Here is a 15,245-nt window from a genome sequence, read left to right on the forward strand (position 1 = left end):
TTTCTCGTTGGTGGTCATACGGTGACTCCGGATAACACGGTAGGGGTACCGTTTTGTTATCCGGTTTGAAGCCGTATGACCACTCCCTTTTGTGGGCAACTGTCAGGTGAATACCATCTCCATACAGTCCGTTGGGCAATGCCAACCGCTTTACGGGCCAGCGCCTTCGTCTTCTTAGTCACAGCCTGAGCTGTCGCCAGCTCCTTACGAGAGCGCAGTGCTTCAAGACGCTGCTCGTTAATCTGGTCTTGCAGTGCGGCCAGTTGTTCCCCGAGCCGGATTTGTTCTCTTTTCGCGGCGATCTTCGCCTTCATGATTTCTGAGATTTCAGCCATGTCTACTTCCTGATCGACTTCCTGAACTAATGCCAATAATTCGTCGAGCAGGAGCCTGCCAAGTTGGAAAGCATGGATCCACAATTCTCCCGTTTTAGCGCGACTTTTTGTGCCGAGTGAGAAACGGGTCTCACGAGGAGCGCCGTATTGGCGGAGGGACGGGGGGAAGATCAGGCGGTAGCAGTAGACACCACAGCGGTTTTTGATGAGACCGGGATAGAGCATATGTGACACCTCAGTGTGTCACTCCCTGACCAGCCATAAAGAAAAAGCCCTGACGAATCAGGGCTTTAGAAGGTGGTGGAGCTGGGGGGATTTGAACCCCCGTCCAAAATTACTACATCCTCGGTACTACATGCTTAGTCACTCTTTACATTCGCCAACACGCTGCGGAGAGACACGCCACGCATTGACTAGCTCGATTGGTTTTAATGCTTCCGCCCCGAGCAGGACTTCCACACGATCCTGTGAAGGATGACCTTCCATTTCCCTAGGACACAGGCAAGCTAGGGGAGAAGGGCTCAGCGCAGGTTATTAAGCTGCGAGTGCGTAGTTTTCGTCGTTTGCGACTATTTTTTTGCGGTTTATTAACGAGGCCTACCGCACCTCGGCATGCACCTTGGGTTTCGTGAATCTTGTCGAATCCAGAATCAGCCCCAAGTTGTCAAAAGGGATTGTACGCAAAAATCCTGTCATGGCAAGGCGTTGATGGCAATCGACCGGCCTTGGCCGGTCGATTGCTGGTTTATTGGTCGCCGCATGGGGGCCGGCGGCGCACAATCAACCGCGGTGCTTGTTCTTCATGATGCGGGCCTTCTCACGGTCCCATTCCCGTGCCTTGGTGTCTTCCCGCTTGTCGTGCTCTTTCTTGCCTTTCACCAGGCCGATCTCGACCTTGACCCAGCACGCTTTCCAGTAGAGGGCCAGCGGCACTATGGTGTAGCCCTGACGAGCGGTCAGGCTCTCGAGCTTGTCGAGTTCACGGCGACTGAGCAGCAATTTGCGGGTGCGGGTCGGATCGCATACCACGTGGCTGGAGGCGGCGTTCAGCGGCAGGAAGCTGGAGCCGAACAGGAAGGCTTCCCCCTGCATGAAGATGACATAGGCTTCGCTGATGTTGGCCTTGCCCGCCCGCAGGGACTTCACTTCCCACCCTTGCAGGGACAGACCGGCTTCCACGCGCTCTTCGATGAAGTACTCGTGACGGGCGGTTCTGTTGAGTGCAATGGTGCTGGACCCGGCTTTGTTTTTACTGTTCTTTTTGCTCATGACGGGGGCCTTAGGCAATGTTTAGGAAGGCGCATTATACGTGGGTGGCGGCGGCTGTAAAACGCACAGCGCTCCGAGTGGCGGCTTTGTGAGCAGTTCGATGACGATTTTGAGGGAAGGGCGGGGCGAGAGCGGACCACACTGGCCGGAAAGTGTGCGATTGCCCTGCTTGGTGACCCGCGAACAGTTTCGGCGGTGATTTTGGCTGACAAGGTGATAAAATCGGGCCGATTGGATGAGGAAAACCCATGCCCCGTATTACTCGCAGTGCCCTGGTGATGTTCAGCGCGGAACAGATGTTCCGGCTGGTCAATGATGTTGATGCCTATCCTGAGTTCCTGCCCGGCTGTGTCGGCAGCCGTGTTCACGAGTCGGGTGAAGACTACATGATGGCCTCGGTCGATGTGGCCAAGGCAGGTATCGCCAAGACCTTTACCACGCGCAACCAGCTCGATGCCAATCGCACCATCAAGATGGAGCTGGTGGAGGGGCCTTTCAGCAAGCTGGCGGGATGGTGGACCTTCACACCCCTGGACGTGGATGCCTGCAAGGTGGAGTTCGATCTCGACTTCGAGTTCACCTCCAAGCTCATTGAGCTGGCCTTTGGCCAGATCTTCCGCGAGCTGGTGAGTTCCATGGTGCTTGCCTTCTCCAATCGTGCCAAGGTGGTTTACGGTGTCTGAGCTCCTCAATATCGAAGTGGCCTATGCCCTGCCCGAGCGGCAGACGGTGCTGTGCATCCGGGTCGCGCCCGAGACCAGCGTGCTGGCGGCCATCGAACAGTCCGGCATCCTGCAAAAGCACCCGGAGATCGACCTGTCGGTCAACAAGTTCGGTATCTACAGCCGTCCGGTGAAGGGCACAGAGTCGGTGCAGGAGGGGGATCGCATCGAGATCTACCGCCCTCTCATCGCCGACCCCAAGGAGATGCGCAAGAAGCGGGCGGAGAAAGCCAAGGAAGAGGGGCGCGCCGATGTGGTCACCGGCGGGCGACCCGATGTGCACCGCAAGCGAGACGATGCCGGCACCTGACGGGTGATGGGTTGTGACAAAGGGGCGCCGTGGCGCCCCTTTGTGATCGTCTCGCCCGACACGGGGCATCACAGGGTGAGCAGGCGCTCGTTTTCCACCGTCTCTATCCCGCTCTCCTGGATGGCAAGGCGCGCCATGGCGTGCGCCACCTGACTGGCCTCGATGGCACGCCAGCGGCGCAGCGACCCGCGCAGCAGGGGCTTGACCAGCGGATAGATGGCCTGGATGATCTGCTCCGAACGGCGCGCAGGTTCGCGATGGCCGAGCAGCATGGCCGGGCGCAGGATGACGAGCCGCTGCCACTCCTGGGCCAGCAGGGCCTGCTCCATCTCGCCCTTGGTGCGGGGATAGAGGGCAGGGGAACCCGGGTTGGCGCCCAGACTGGAGACCACCAGCAGGCGGCGGCAGCTGTGGCGACGGGCGAGCGCGGCAAAGGCCAGCACATAGTCGAAATCGACCCGGCGAAAGGCCTCGGCCGAGCCGGCATCCTTGCGGGTGGTGCCAAGGCAGCAGAAGGCAATGTCCACAGGGGAGGGCAGCGTCAATCTGTCCAGCGCGTCGAACGAGGTGGGCAGCCAGGTGCGTCCCGGAGCGGGATCGCCCGGTTTGCGGCAGAGCAGGAGGAGGTCGTGCTCCGTCCCCAGCTCGCGCAGCAAGGCTTTGCCAATCAGACCGGTGGCGCCGGCAATCAGGAATCGACTCATGATGATCTCCTCGGGGCAATGAGGCATCCAGAGTGTGGCCCGGCGACATCACCGGGGCCAGAGAGAACAAAACCGGCAGAAGCCGGTTTTGTCATGTCATCTAGAGCGGTGTGGTGAAGGCGGCAGGGAGAGGGAAATCACCGGTCACGGTGGCCAGTCTGTCACCCACGAAGTTGAGGGTCAGCTCCTTGCGCTCCTTGTCGCCCCGACCGGGCTGGAACTCATAGAGGTAGTACCAGGTGTTGGGATCAAAGCTGTCGCGCAACATGGGAGAACCAAGCACGAACTCGACCTGTTCGCGGGTCATGCCCTGGCGCAGCTTGTCGACCTGCTTTTGTTCCACATAGTTGCCCTGGGGAATATCGATGCGATAGACCAGGCTGCAACCGGACAGGGTGAGGGCGGTCAGGGCCGCGGCAATCAGGTGTTTCATCCGCATATCGGGTTCAGATCATCCATACAGTCTTTTTAGCTCGGCAAATCATACCCACTCCCCGTGCGGAAGTAAAAAGCCATTGATCCATCAGCCAATAAAAAGGGCCGCGTGGCGGCCCTGGCAGATCTTGCCCCCTTACATGGCGGCGCGGAAGATGGCGACGATCTCCGCGTGAGTCGCCTGCCTGGGGTTGGTGAGACCACAGGCATCCTTGAGCGCATTGTTGGCCAGCACGTCGAGGTCGTCGGCCCTGACCCCGAGCTGCTCCAGACCGGTGGGGATCTTGACGTCGCGAGCCAGTTGCCGGATGGCGTCAATGGCTGCCGCCGCACCCTGCTCATCGCTCATGGCGCTCACATCCACCCCCATATGACGGGCCACATCCTTGAGCCGGCCGGCGCACACCCGGGTGTTGTAGGCCTGGACATGGGGCAGCAGCACCGCATTGCACACCCCGTGGGGCAGGTCGTAGAAGCCGCCGAGCTGGTGAGCCATGGCGTGCACATAGCCCAGGCTTGCGTTGTTGAAGGCCATGCCGGCCAGGAACTGGGCATAGGCCATCTGCTCACGGGCATGGAGATCCTCCCCCTGATGCACGGCGGTGCGAAGGTGTTCGGCAATCAGTGCGATGGCCATCACGGCGCTGGCATCGGTGACCGGGGTAGCGGCGGTGGAGACATAGGCCTCGATGGCGTGGGTGAGGGCATCCATGCCGGTGGCGGCGGTCAGGCCGGCGGGCTTGGCCAGCATCAGTTCCGGGTCGTTGACCGACATCAGCGGCGTGACGTGTTTGTCGATGATGGCCATTTTCACCTGACGGGATTCGTCGGTAATGATGCAAAAACGGGTCATCTCGGAGGCGGTGCCGGCGGTGGTATTGATGGCGATGAGCGGCAACTGCGGCTTGGCGGAGCGATCCACCCCCTCGTAATCCTTGATGCTGCCCCCATTGGCGGCCACCAGGGCGATGCCCTTGGCGCAGTCGTGGGGTGAGCCGCCGCCGAGCGAAATGACGCAGTCGCAGCCGTGGGCCCGGATCATCGCAAGACCCGCCTCGACGTTGGCCACGGTGGGATTGGGTCTGGTCTCGTCGAACACCACGGCACCGATGCAGTGCTCGGCCAGGAGGGCGGCAAGCCGGCCCACCACGCCAATCTGGCCCAGGATCTTGTCGGTGACGATCAGCGCCTTGCGATAGCCATGTCCCTGGATATCCGCTGCCGCCTCCTGCAGACAGCCCGCCCCCATCAGGTTGATTGCGGGAATGTAGAACTTGAATGTCGCCATGATGGACTCCGTATGATTAGCCATTAAGTGGTATGCGGGCGCCAACATAACAGCGTCGGAGGGGATGAGAAGGGGTCAATGGTATCTCGTTTGCAACTTTGTGGACTCGATCGCGCTCTTTAAATGGACGGCTGATCAAGGCTTGACAAGGGACGGGAGAGCAAAAGGAACGTAAAAACGTTTTTCAAGAAATTCATCATCTTAGCAAACGTTTCGCGCCATTTTTGTCAGCTTTGAAGCGCAGAAGTGTGAGGCGCATCAAGGAATTGGAAAGCGCTTTCGACCATAGTTGGCGCCTCCCCGGATGAGGGGATACCGGCTTGAAAGTACCGTAAAGAATCACCTTAACTGCACTCGGCTGCCATGCGGCGGGGCGCAACCAGGAGTCCACTATGTCTGATGTATTTCACTTGGGTTTGAAAAAAGCGGATCTGCAAGGCGCCACCCTGGCGATCGTCCCCGGTGACCCCGAGCGCGTGAAGCGCATCGCAGAACTGTTGGACAACCCGGTGCACCTGGCCAGCCATCGTGAATTCACCACCTGGCGCGGCGAGATGGACGGCAAGGCCGTGATCATCTGCTCCACCGGTATTGGTGGCCCGTCCACCTCCATCGCGGTGGAAGAGCTGGCCCAGCTGGGTATCCGTACCTTCCTGCGCATCGGCACCACCGGCGCCATCCAGCCGCACCTGAACGTGGGCGACGTGATCGTCACCACCGGCTCCGTGCGCCTCGACGGTGCCAGCCTGCACTTCGCGCCGATGGAGTTCCCGGCCGTGGCCGACTTCGACTGCACCACCGCCCTGGTGAACACTGCCAAGGAGCTGGGCTCCAAGCTGCATGTGGGCGTCACTGCTTCTTCTGACACCTTCTACCCGGGTCAGGAGCGTTACGACACCGTATCCGGTCGCGTGGTACAACGTTTCCAGGGTTCCATGAAAGAGTGGCAAGCCATGGGCGTGCTGAACTACGAGATGGAGTCCGCGACCCTGCTGACCATGTGTACCAGCCAGGGCCTGCGTGCGGGCATGGTGGCCGGTGTCATCGTGAACCGTACCCAGCAGGAAATCCCGAACGCCGAAACCATGGCGAAAACCGAATCTGATGCCATCAAGATCGTGCTGGGCGCCGCCCGCAAGCTGATCTGATAGCCCTCTTTGTAACAAAGAGTACCGAGTGGGGGGTGGGGGCCGTTGCGAAAGCGCGGCCCCTATCTTTTTCCGCCGTTTGCCCCTTTTGCCTTCCTGACCCTGCTTTCCCCCTTCTTCGTTACCCCTGTTGCACCGTCATGGCCGCCAGTGCCTGCGCAAAGGGCGCTTCACAGCGGATCTGTACCGCTTCGCCGCTCACCGGGTGCACAAAACCGAGTTCACTGGCGTGCAGCATCAGTCTGGGGGCCCGTTCGCAGCCGGGCGGGAGCAGGCCGCCATAGAGATCGCATCCCAGGATGGGATGGCCCAGCCACTGGCTGTGGATGCGCAGCTGGTGGGTGCGCCCGGTTTCCGGTACCAGCCTGACCCGGGTCAATGGCACCGGCTGGCCTGCCCCCTCCAGGGTGAGCCGCTCCATCACCCGATAGCGTGAGCGGGCGGGTTTGCCGCTGGCGGCGCAGATGCTCATCAGCGGGAACAGCGCCGGATCCTTGGCGATGGATGCGTCGATGACGCCCTCATCCACCGCCAGATGGCCGCAGAGCAGTGCCTCGTAAGCCTTGCTCACGGTGCGCTGGCTGAACTGGTGGCAGAGCAGGGCGTTGATGCTCTTGTTTCTGGCCACCACCATGACGCCCGAGGTGCCAAAGTCGAGGCGGTGCACCAGGGTGCAGCCGGGGTAATCCTGTACCAGCCGGTAATGGACCGAATCGAGGTTCTGCGGGTTCTTGCCCGAGAGGCTCAGCAGGCCGCTCGGCTTGTTGATGAGCAGCAGATGCGCATCCTCAAACAGGATCTCGATGGTGGCGGCGCAGGGCGGGGCGATGAAGGTGTCGACGATGACGGACATGGGGCAGCCGGACGATGAAGGGGGAGGGATCATACCCGAACGATGGCGGCGCGGCGAATCTGGATGTCCGCTCCCAAGGCCTGTCGCCAAGTACTTGATCTCGTTGGTTGAGGCGTTTTGTGACTCCCTCCTGAGTTCATCTGGCCATCTCTTGCTAAGGTATGGCTCCCTGTCATGTTGTAAGGAGTCTGTCCATGGCGTTGCCCGTTATTCTCGATTGCGATCCCGGCCACGATGATGCCATCGCCCTCATTCTGGCGCTGGCGAGCCCCGAGCTGAAGGTGCTGGCGGTCACCACCAGCGCGGGCAACCAGACCCCGGACAAGACTCTCAACAATGCCCTGCGCATCCTGACCCTGCTCGGCCGCGACGACATCCCGGTGGCGGCGGGGGCAGCCAAGCCCCTGGCCCGTGAGCTCATCATCGCCGACAACGTCCACGGCGAATCGGGGCTGGACGGCCCAGAACTGCCGGATCCCGCCTTTGCTCCCCGGGCGATGAGCGCCCTTGAATTGATGGCAAGGTGTCTGCGCGAGAGCCCGGAGCCGGTCACCCTGGTGCCGACCGGGCCGCTCACCAACATTGCCCTCTTGCTGGCGGCCCACCCCGAGCTCAAGCAGAAGATCGCCCGCATTGTGCTGATGGGGGGCGCCGCCGGTGCGGGCAACTGGACCCCCGCGGCGGAATTCAATATTTATGTGGATCCCGAAGCGGCCGATATGGTCTTCAAGTCGGGGCTGCCCATCACCATGTGCGGGCTGGACGTGACCCACGAGGCCCAGGTGATGGACGAGGATATCGAGCGGGTACGCGCCATTCCCAACCCGGTGGCGCAGTGCGTGGCACAGCTGCTCGACTTTTTCATGATCTATCATCGGGATCCCAAGTGGGGATTTGCTGGCGCGCCGCTCCATGACCCCTGTACCATCGCCTGGCTGCTGGCGCCCTCCCTGTTTCACGGGGTGGAGTGCCGGGTCGATATCGAAACCGGCGGAACCCATACCCTGGGCATGACGGTGGTGGATCGCTACGACCTGACCGGCAAACCGGCCAATGCCCTGGTGCTGCTGGGGCTCGACAGAGTCGGTTTCATCGAGTTGCTGGTGCAGCGACTGCGCTCATTTGGTTGACATCCTGGACATCGGATAAGGGGTTGGGAATGTGGAAAGGGACGTTGGCGCTGCTGACATGCATGCAACTGACGGGTTGCGCGACCCCGTTCGAGAAGATGTGGCAGGGGCTGGCGACCTGCGAGCTGGACACCCTTCATCTCGACATCGAGACCGGGCGCCCGGCCAATCCGCAGCTCGCCATGTATACCCCTGACAAGGTGAGCGAGGGCTTTGCCTGGTACAAGGTCCATCAGGAGTTGCACGGCCTGCCCATCGTCGGTTTCCTGGTGCCGGCCTCCACCTTCGAGGTACATGCCCTCTTCGTGGATACCCCCATCGCCAATGCCCGCAGGCTGACCCATAACGCCTATGGCAGCGAATTTTCCGACGAGAGGCTGCATGACGAGGGGATGGCCCCCCTGTTGCTGCGCGACCCCAACAATCCCAAGCGCTCCATCATCGACTGCACCCGGGGTGAGTCGGCGGAGCCGCTGCCGGAAGCGTCTTTCGGCGAAGGGGAGTGAGCCCGGGGGAGGGCAACGGGATATCAGGCCAGACAAGAAAGGGGCCAGCCGCAAGGCTGGCCCCTTCTCTATGGGAGCAGACCCGGGTCCGGGGTGTCAGGGATACCCCAGGGTCTGCCTGATGACGGGAAGCTGCGCAGCAATCCAGGCCGGATTGATGGGCCCCCAGTCGCTGATGCGGTAGTGCCCCTGCAGATGGCGAGCCCCCTCGGTCTGCTCGAAGGCGCACTGGATGTCGAGCTCCGCCAGGGCGCTGAGGGTGTCCTGGGCGGTGCGGCGCGGCATGCCGGTCGCCTCCATGATGGCGGGCACGGTGTCCGTGCCCTGACTGATGAGGTGAGCCACGTAGAGCCGGCGATAGAAGCTGGTGCGGGTCTTGCTCGGCTCGCTCATATCTCGTCCTCGAGGCGATCGAAGTAGCGCCAGGTGGCGATGGCCGCCTTGCCCATCACCAGGGCCCAGACACCGAACCAGAACCAGCGGAAGAAGCTCCAGGTGGAGGCATCGGGCTCGGTGCTCGCGATCTTGGTGACGTTGGGGAACATGGAGAACATGTTCACGCGCCAGCCGTAGGAGGTGATGATGGCCAGGCGTTTTTCGAACTCCATGGACTTGGCCTTGGCCTGGACGTCGGCGGCGTTGAACTTGAAGTAGAAGGGCCAGCCCCATTCGGTGTCTTCATTGCGAAACACCCGGATCTTCTCGCCGGGGCGCTCGGTGTAGATGTAATAGACGTCGGTGGTGGGGCCGTCAGCCGGGTTCTTCTGGCTGATGGGGCCATCCTTGTCGGTGCGCTTCACCTCCACCCCGGTGATGGTGGCGATGGTGTGTTCCGGCAGATAGAAATCGAGCCAGAGTGCGGAGAGCAGGGCGATGAGGCCGAGCATGATAAAAGCGGGTTTCTTGAACTTCAGGCTCATGATGATCTCTCGATGAGGGGGAGTGACGTGCCTCTACCATACCCACATTTGCGAATGCAGCCCAGCCCCTAATGACACCTTGATGGCAAAAACCCGTTTTAAACAGGAGGCGTGAAGGGGGAGGGGCAAGTGCGGGGCCTGCGCCGGGCCCCGCGGTATCGAAGAGACCCTCTCGGGATCAGAGCTGGAACTGGGCGAGCTGCCTGCGCTGCTGCTCGGCGAGCTGTGACAGTTCGTGACTGGCGGCGGCACTCTGGCTGATGCCGGCAGCGTTCTGGTTCACGATCTCGTGGATGTTGGTGAGGTTGCGGCTGATGTCGGCGGTGACGCAGGATTGTTGTTCTGCCGCGGTCGCCACCTGGGCGTTGGCACCGTTGATCTGGTTGACCGCGTCCGTGATGCCCCCCAGCAAGGCCTGTACCTCGGCGGAGAGCTGCTGGTTGTGGCCGAGGATCTCCAGGGTCTGCTGCACGCCGCTGTTGGCGGAGAGGGACTGGCTCTGCAACTGTTCGATGATGGCCTGGATCTCCTTGGTGGAGTCCTGGGTTCGGGCGGCCAGCAGGCGCACTTCGTCGGCCACCACCGCAAAGCCGCGGCCGCTTTCACCGGCGCGGGCCGCCTCGATGGCGGCGTTGAGGGCCAGCAGGTTGGTCTGCTCCGAAATGCTCTGAATGACTTCGATCACCTTGCCGATCTGCTCGGACTGGGACTTGAGCCTGGCCACCACAGTCGCGGCGTTCTCCAGACTGCCCGCCATGCGGCCGTTGGCCTCGATGCTTTCGGCAAACAGGGCCAGCCCCTGCTCGACCCGACTGTTGGCATCCCGGGCCAGCTCGTCGGCCAGGGCGGCGTTGTGGTTGACGTTGTCGGCGGTGCTGGCCAGCTCGGTGACGGCGGAGGCCACCTGTTCGGTCTCACCGCGCTGCTGCTGGGCGTTGACCTCTGCCTGGGTCATCACAGCGGCAAGCTCGGTGGCGGCGGAGGCCACATTGCCACTGATGCCGGTCAGGGTCTGGATGGTGTTGGCAAGCTGGCTCAGGGTCCGGTTGATATCCCTGGCGAGCTGGCCCAGCTCGTTGTTGCCTTCGGCATTGGCACGCACGTTGAAGCGGCCGAGGGCGACGGCGTGCATCACCTCCTGCAACTGGCCGATGGGCTGCACGATGCGCCCGGAGATCCACCAGCCGCCCAGCAGGGCCGCGATCAGGGTGCCCCCCATCAGCAGCAGGGTGCGCAGCAGGGTCGCGCGGTAGTGGGCCTGCTCCTCGGCAATCTCAGCCTGGGTCAGCTGATTGATGTGGACGGACATGGCATCGATCTGCTTGATGAGCGCCTCCCCCAGATCGCGAAAGTGCAGGCGGGCCTGCTCATAGGCGGCGGGATCGCCACTGCCTTGGTACTTGGCGGTCAGCAGGGGCAGCATGCTGCTGCGGGTATGGCCGAGGTAGGCCTGCAGGGCGGCCGCGACCTGACGGTTGTCCTGCTCGGCACCGGTGACAACCAGTCTGGTCAGGATGGCGCCAATCTCCTGTTCGGCGGCGGAGAGCTGGGCCGGCAACTGGGCGAAGAGGGCCTCATCGTAGAGGCCGTAGATGGCGTTGGTGCGCAGCCGGTAGGTGGCGTGGATCAGGGCCGCAATGTCGTCCTTGTGGCGGGTGACGCTGGCGGTGGTTTCATTCATGTCCTGAATGGCACCGTCGATTTCCTGTTTGCTGATCACGGCCATCAGCAGCATCAACAGGCTGGCGAGCAGGAGAGGGATAAGCACTTGAAGACGAATGGACAGATTATTCAATGACATGAAAGATCCTAACCCGAAAGAGGAGTGAGGCGGCATCTTACACAGGCGCGACAATCCTTGTCACAGGGTTTTTAATGCTGAATTCTTGCTGAATGAAAAGGTTTTTCTTGTGTTAAAAGAGTGTGATATGCAAGATCGTCTGCTTGTTACCCTGGAGGTGTAGTGTGTCCGACTGGATTGATCCCGCCATCTTGGCGCTCTTTATTCCCACGTTCTTTTTTGTCTCAGTAACCCCCGGTATGTGCATGACCCTGGCGATGACCCTGGGCATGAGTCTGGGGGTGCGCCGTACCCTGCACATGATGTGGGGGGAGCTTGTCGGCGTCGGCCTGGTCTCCGTGCTGTCGGTGGTCGGGGTGGCGGCAGTCATGCTCAACTACCCGGCCCTGTTCTCTGCATTCAAATATGTAGGTGGCGCCTACCTGGTCTGGCTTGGCATCCAGATGTGGCAGGCCAAGGGCAAGATGGCCATCCCGGCGGATCTCTCGGCGGGCCAGCAGACCAGCCCCATGGGACTGGCCGTGCAGGGTTTCGTGACCGCCATCGCCAACCCCAAGGGGTGGGCCTTCATGGTCTCCCTGCTGCCCCCCTTCATCAATGCGGCCAAGCCGATGGCACCCCAGATAGGGGCCCTGGTCGCGCTCATCCTGGTCATCGAGTTCTCCTGCCTGATGCTCTATGCCAGCGGTGGCCGCACCTTGCGCCATTTCCTCGCCAAGAGCGGCAATGTCACTCTGATGAACCGGATCGCGGGCTCTCTCATGCTGTTTGTCGGGGTCTGGCTGGCCTTCGGTTAAACACCCGCTCAATCTGCCGCCCTATGTGACGCCATGGGGCACCTGAAGAGAGATCATGCAAAAAGGCCACCTCCCTGCCCGGGAGGTGGCCTTTTACATGGGCCCGTTTTTTTATGAACCCACTTTTCATGGACTCATGAGGTCAGTCGGTCAGGCAGTCCGGATCGAACACGTACTCCCCGGCCAGCCAGCGCAGGATCTCGTTCACGCAGGCCTGATCCTGGAACGGCTGGTAGCGGCTCTTGAGATGGATGACCTGCTCGGGGGTGAGCTGGGCCAGACCGATGTCCTGGAAGAGCGGCAGGTCGGCCTGGATCATGGCGGAGATCTGCGGCCCGCAGGTGGCGTTGAGGGAGGCGTGCAGCGCCTTGTCAGGATCGTACTGCTTGCCGAGCTTGTAGCTCATGGGCAGGGTGGCGAGCGGCAGGGCCGAGAGGGCCGCCTGCTTCATGGGGTTGACCGCATGGCCGCTCACGAGATCCGCCAGCTCTGCCGGACGGTTTTCGAAGGCGCGCAGGTGCAGGAAGCTGCTCGCCTTGCTGCCGTCATTGACCGGATAGTTGTCCCACAGGAAGGGCTTGCGATGGAGCCAGTCGGCGGCCTGTTTGAGGTGGGCAGCCGGATACTCGGTGGAGCAGACTTTGGGGCCGGTCCAGAAGACATCGATGCGCTTGTCGAGCCCCTGACCCAGATCCTGCAGATAGTGGGGGGGCATGGCACCGAACACCTTCTCCAGCACGGGATCCGTGCTGTAGTAGCTGGGGCAGAACAGCAGGCGGCCTGCGCCGGTGTGGGCCGCGATGTCGTGGGCGATGGTGAGCTGCCAGTGGGCGAGATCCGGGGTGTCCCCCTTCATGTCGTCAAACAGGATCGCCAGGATATCGGGCTTGAGCGCCTCCTCGATGAGCCTCACCTTCTCCAGCAGGGCGGGTCGCTGGCGGGCATAGTCGTGATGGGCCCCCATGGGGCTCAGGCCCACCCCGAAGGCCAGACCGTTCTCCCGGCACTGGCGGGCGAGCTGGCACAGGGCTTCAAGCTGGTCGGCGGGCCAGGGTGTGGCCCAGTGCTTGCGCAGGTAGCCGTCTTCCTTGGGGGCGTAGAGGTAGAAGCCATAGCCGTGGCGGGGCAGCCACTGGGCGTAGCGGGCACGGGCTTCCCAGCTCCAGCCCTTGCCAAAGAAACCCTCGATGAGGCCCAGCTTGGGCGAGGGAGGATACAGACCGGACAACAGGGTTTGATAAGGCATGGTTCACTCCCTTCTCACACAAATGCGGGCTACGATGGCCGGCGCCTAGACGGGGTCTTCTTCCAGGAAGCGCACCCCTATCTTGCGGGGTTCACCTTCTTCCATTTCCGCCACCGTCCAGAGCAGTCCCTGCCAGGCGACATGGTCACCGACCACCAGATTATCGCCCAACTGATGGGCAATAAAATCGCCGAGGCTCTGATCCGCCATCTCGCTCACATCCAGCCCGTAGAGCGGGGCGAGATCCACCAGCCTGGCGTTGGCCTCCAGCAGGAAGTCACCGAAGAAGCGCGGGCCCAGATCCTGCTCCGGCGCCTGGCTGAAGAGCTGACCGAGGGCGGGTAGGTCGTGCTCGTGGCCGATGACGCACAGGATGTCATCGGATTGCAGGCAGGTACTGCCCGAGGGGTGGAGCAGCTCCTGGCCGCGGAACAGGGCGCAGATGCGGGTGCCCTGGGGCATGCGCAGCTCCCGCAAGGGCGAACCGATGCACCACTTCTCGGCGCTCAGGCGATAGACGAAGGTCTCCCACTGGCTGTCGAGATCGATTTCCAGCCCAGAGCGGTTGATGGGAGAGGGCGGTGCGGGCACCTCCACTCGCGCCAGCTTTGATGCCAGCGGCAGCGAGCTGCCCTGCAGGATGAGCGAAACCAGCACCACGAAGAAGGCGACATTGAAGTAGAGCTGGGCATTGGGCAGCCCCGCCATCATGGGGAAGACCGCCAGTATGATGGGCACGGCGCCGCGCAGCCCCACCCAGGAGATGAACCAGCGCTCGCGCGGCGCGAAGTTCTTGAACGGCAACAGTCCAATCCAGACCGACACCGGACGGGCAAACAGGATCATCCACATGGCCAGGGCCAGCGCCGGCAGGGCGATGGGCAGCAGCTTGTGGGGCGAGGCGAGCAGCCCCAGCACCAGGAACATGCCGATCTGGCTGAGCCAGGTCAGGCCGTCCAGCACGGAGAGGGTGGTGCTGCGGCTGCGCAGGGAGAGATTGCCAAGCAGCAGGCCGGTGAGGTAGATGGCGAGGATGCCGCTGCCCCCCACCGCCGTGGTGAGGGCGAAGATGAGCAGGCCGCCGCTCACGGTGAGCAGGGGATAGAGACCGGGGGCGAGTTTGGCACTGTTGATGAGCTTCCACAGCAGCCAGCCCCCCGCAAGGCCGATGCCAGCGCCCAGCCCGAACTGCTTGACGAGTTGCAACAGCAGGAAGCCGGCATCCAGCCCCTGCTGGGCGGTGGCCAGCACCTCGATCAGGGTGACGGTGAGAAAGACCGCCATGGGATCGTTGCTGCCCGATTCAATCTCCAGGGTGGCGCTGACCCGCTCGTTGAGGCTGCGCCCGCCGAGCAGGGAGAAGACCGCCGCCGCATCGGTGGAGCCGACGATGGCACCGATGAGCATCCCCTGCATCAGGTTGAGGTCGAACAGCCAGGCGGCGGCGAGGCCCGTGAGGCCTGTGGTGATGGCCACCCCGACCGTGGCCAGCGAGAGCGCGGGCCAGAGCGCGACCCGAAAGGAGGAGACCCGGGTGCGCATGCCGCCGTCCAGCAGAATGATGGCCAGTGCCAGGTTGCCCACCAGATAGGCGACCGAGTAGTCGGCGAAGTGGATGCCGCCGGGACCATCCTCACCCGCCAGCATGCCGACGGCGAGGAAGATGACCAGGATGGGGATGCCGACTCTGGAGGAGAGTGCGCTCAACAGGACACTGGCACCCACCAACAGGGCACCGATGAAGAAGAAACTGTTGACGGTGGTGGCATCCAATGGCGAAC

The 15,245-nt window shown here is 62.2% G+C and carries 17 protein-coding genes and 1 other RNA gene; 6 read left to right on the forward strand and 12 right to left on the reverse strand.

All coding sequences use genetic code 11. From position 1 onward, the window contains the following. Positions 1-56 precede the first annotated feature (56 nt). The 3 genes from AB7E19_RS10085 to smpB form a co-directional block, all read right to left on the reverse strand. Positions 57-560 (reverse strand): hypothetical protein, encoded by a 504-nt coding sequence (locus tag AB7E19_RS10085; RefSeq protein WP_322131427.1) that lies wholly within the window; start codon positions 558-560, stop codon positions 57-59. A 73-nt stretch (positions 561-633) separates the two neighbouring features. Continuing rightward, positions 634-993, reverse strand: a transfer-messenger RNA (tmRNA) gene (gene ssrA, locus AB7E19_RS10090). A gap of 122 nt (positions 994-1,115) precedes the next feature. Beyond that, positions 1,116-1,604, reverse strand: a complete 489-nt coding sequence (gene smpB / locus AB7E19_RS10095; RefSeq protein WP_010673973.1) for an SsrA-binding protein SmpB — start codon at positions 1,602-1,604, stop codon at positions 1,116-1,118. A 248-nt stretch (positions 1,605-1,852) separates the two neighbouring features. On the opposite strand from smpB, the gene AB7E19_RS10100 reads away from it, so the two are divergent. Beyond that, positions 1,853-2,287: an SRPBCC family protein gene (locus tag AB7E19_RS10100; RefSeq protein ID WP_010673974.1), complete on the forward strand. Its 435-nt coding sequence runs from the start codon at positions 1,853-1,855 to the stop codon at positions 2,285-2,287. Further along, on the forward strand, positions 2,280-2,636 hold the full coding sequence (locus AB7E19_RS10105) for an RnfH family protein (RefSeq protein ID WP_039039886.1): 357 nt from the start codon (positions 2,280-2,282) through the stop codon (positions 2,634-2,636). The genes AB7E19_RS10100 and AB7E19_RS10105 overlap by 8 nt, the downstream gene beginning before the upstream one ends. 68 nt (positions 2,637-2,704) lie before the next feature. Here AB7E19_RS10105 and AB7E19_RS10110 read toward each other — a convergent pair whose 3' ends face one another. From AB7E19_RS10110 to yiaY, 3 genes are all read right to left on the reverse strand, one after another. Further along, complete coding sequence (locus tag AB7E19_RS10110; RefSeq protein ID WP_322131428.1) at positions 2,705-3,340, reverse strand: NAD-dependent epimerase/dehydratase family protein; 636 nt, start codon at positions 3,338-3,340, stop codon at positions 2,705-2,707. Positions 3,341-3,440: 100 nt separating this feature from the next. Then, the gene (locus AB7E19_RS10115) at positions 3,441-3,779 is read right to left on the reverse strand and encodes an outer membrane protein assembly factor BamE (RefSeq protein WP_029314185.1); all 339 of its coding nucleotides are present in this window, start codon (positions 3,777-3,779) and stop codon (positions 3,441-3,443) included. Positions 3,780-3,911: 132 nt separating this feature from the next. Next, positions 3,912-5,063: an L-threonine dehydrogenase gene (gene yiaY / locus AB7E19_RS10120; RefSeq protein WP_263309223.1), complete on the reverse strand. Its 1,152-nt coding sequence runs from the start codon at positions 5,061-5,063 to the stop codon at positions 3,912-3,914. A gap of 392 nt (positions 5,064-5,455) precedes the next feature. On the opposite strand from yiaY, the gene udp reads away from it, so the two are divergent. Beyond that, a complete protein-coding gene (udp, locus tag AB7E19_RS10125) occupies positions 5,456-6,211 on the forward strand; it encodes a uridine phosphorylase (protein ID WP_010674037.1) in 756 nt (251 codons plus the stop codon). 121 nt (positions 6,212-6,332) lie between these two features. Here udp and AB7E19_RS10130 read toward each other — a convergent pair whose 3' ends face one another. Then, entirely contained in the window at positions 6,333-7,064 is a 732-nt protein-coding gene (locus tag AB7E19_RS10130) for an RluA family pseudouridine synthase (RefSeq protein WP_406568764.1), read from the reverse strand. A 194-nt stretch (positions 7,065-7,258) separates the two neighbouring features. Between AB7E19_RS10130 and rihA the strand changes: the two genes are divergently transcribed. Further along, positions 7,259-8,194: a pyrimidine-specific ribonucleoside hydrolase RihA gene (gene rihA, locus AB7E19_RS10135; RefSeq protein WP_010674039.1), complete on the forward strand. Its 936-nt coding sequence runs from the start codon at positions 7,259-7,261 to the stop codon at positions 8,192-8,194. 29 nt (positions 8,195-8,223) lie between these two features. Next, entirely contained in the window at positions 8,224-8,700 is a 477-nt protein-coding gene (locus AB7E19_RS10140; RefSeq protein ID WP_045525252.1) for a hypothetical protein, read from the forward strand. A gap of 96 nt (positions 8,701-8,796) precedes the next feature. Here the strand turns inward: AB7E19_RS10140 and AB7E19_RS10145 are convergent, their stop codons facing one another. From AB7E19_RS10145 to AB7E19_RS10155, 3 genes are all read right to left on the reverse strand, one after another. Continuing rightward, the gene (locus AB7E19_RS10145; protein ID WP_039039881.1) at positions 8,797-9,093 is read right to left on the reverse strand and encodes a winged helix-turn-helix domain-containing protein; all 297 of its coding nucleotides are present in this window, start codon (positions 9,091-9,093) and stop codon (positions 8,797-8,799) included. Beyond that, positions 9,090-9,620, reverse strand: coding sequence for a DUF1523 family protein (locus AB7E19_RS10150; RefSeq protein ID WP_010674042.1), 531 nt, complete (start codon positions 9,618-9,620; stop codon positions 9,090-9,092). The genes AB7E19_RS10145 and AB7E19_RS10150 overlap by 4 nt, the downstream gene beginning before the upstream one ends. 178 nt (positions 9,621-9,798) lie before the next feature. Beyond that, positions 9,799-11,421, reverse strand: a complete 1,623-nt coding sequence (locus tag AB7E19_RS10155) for a methyl-accepting chemotaxis protein (protein WP_427935144.1) — start codon at positions 11,419-11,421, stop codon at positions 9,799-9,801. Positions 11,422-11,585: 164 nt separating this feature from the next. Here AB7E19_RS10155 and AB7E19_RS10160 point away from each other — a divergent pair, with 164 nt between their 5' ends. Next, complete coding sequence (locus AB7E19_RS10160; RefSeq protein ID WP_039039878.1) at positions 11,586-12,218, forward strand: LysE family translocator; 633 nt, start codon at positions 11,586-11,588, stop codon at positions 12,216-12,218. A 142-nt stretch (positions 12,219-12,360) separates the two neighbouring features. Here the strand turns inward: AB7E19_RS10160 and AB7E19_RS10165 are convergent, their stop codons facing one another. Both AB7E19_RS10165 and AB7E19_RS10170 read right to left on the reverse strand, forming a co-directional pair. Beyond that, on the reverse strand, positions 12,361-13,464 hold the full coding sequence (locus AB7E19_RS10165) for a beta-N-acetylglucosaminidase domain-containing protein (protein ID WP_427935146.1): 1,104 nt from the start codon (positions 13,462-13,464) through the stop codon (positions 12,361-12,363). Between the two features lie 45 nt (positions 13,465-13,509). Then, a complete protein-coding gene (locus tag AB7E19_RS10170) occupies positions 13,510-15,237 on the reverse strand; it encodes a potassium/proton antiporter (protein ID WP_201894913.1) in 1,728 nt (575 codons plus the stop codon). Positions 15,238-15,245 lie beyond the last annotated feature (8 nt).

The sequence above is a fragment of the Aeromonas sp. genome, from assembly GCF_050252055.1.
GTDB lineage: Bacteria > Pseudomonadota > Gammaproteobacteria > Enterobacterales > Aeromonadaceae > Aeromonas > Aeromonas caviae.

Coding starts and splice junctions, on each gene's coding strand:
- yiaY (WP_263309223.1), bottom strand. CDS start 5,063: ATGGCGACATTCAAGTTCTACATTCCCGCAATCAACCTGATGGGGGCG.
- AB7E19_RS10115 (WP_029314185.1), bottom strand. CDS start 3,779: ATGCGGATGAAACACCTGATTGCCGCGGCCCTGACCGCCCTCACCCTG.
- AB7E19_RS10140 (WP_045525252.1), top strand. CDS start 8,224: ATGTGGAAAGGGACGTTGGCGCTGCTGACATGCATGCAACTGACGGGT.
- udp (WP_010674037.1), top strand. CDS start 5,456: ATGTCTGATGTATTTCACTTGGGTTTGAAAAAAGCGGATCTGCAAGGC.
- AB7E19_RS10110 (WP_322131428.1), bottom strand. CDS start 3,340: ATGAGTCGATTCCTGATTGCCGGCGCCACCGGTCTGATTGGCAAAGCC.
- AB7E19_RS10165 (WP_427935146.1), bottom strand. CDS start 13,464: ATGCCTTATCAAACCCTGTTGTCCGGTCTGTATCCTCCCTCGCCCAAG.
- AB7E19_RS10150 (WP_010674042.1), bottom strand. CDS start 9,620: ATGAGCCTGAAGTTCAAGAAACCCGCTTTTATCATGCTCGGCCTCATC.
- rihA (WP_010674039.1), top strand. CDS start 7,259: ATGGCGTTGCCCGTTATTCTCGATTGCGATCCCGGCCACGATGATGCC.
- AB7E19_RS10100 (WP_010673974.1), top strand. CDS start 1,853: ATGCCCCGTATTACTCGCAGTGCCCTGGTGATGTTCAGCGCGGAACAG.
- AB7E19_RS10130 (WP_406568764.1), bottom strand. CDS start 7,064: ATGTCCGTCATCGTCGACACCTTCATCGCCCCGCCCTGCGCCGCCACC.
- smpB (WP_010673973.1), bottom strand. CDS start 1,604: ATGAGCAAAAAGAACAGTAAAAACAAAGCCGGGTCCAGCACCATTGCA.
- AB7E19_RS10145 (WP_039039881.1), bottom strand. CDS start 9,093: ATGAGCGAGCCGAGCAAGACCCGCACCAGCTTCTATCGCCGGCTCTAC.
- AB7E19_RS10085 (WP_322131427.1), bottom strand. CDS start 560: ATGCTCTATCCCGGTCTCATCAAAAACCGCTGTGGTGTCTACTGCTAC.
- AB7E19_RS10155 (WP_427935144.1), bottom strand. CDS start 11,421: ATGTCATTGAATAATCTGTCCATTCGTCTTCAAGTGCTTATCCCTCTC.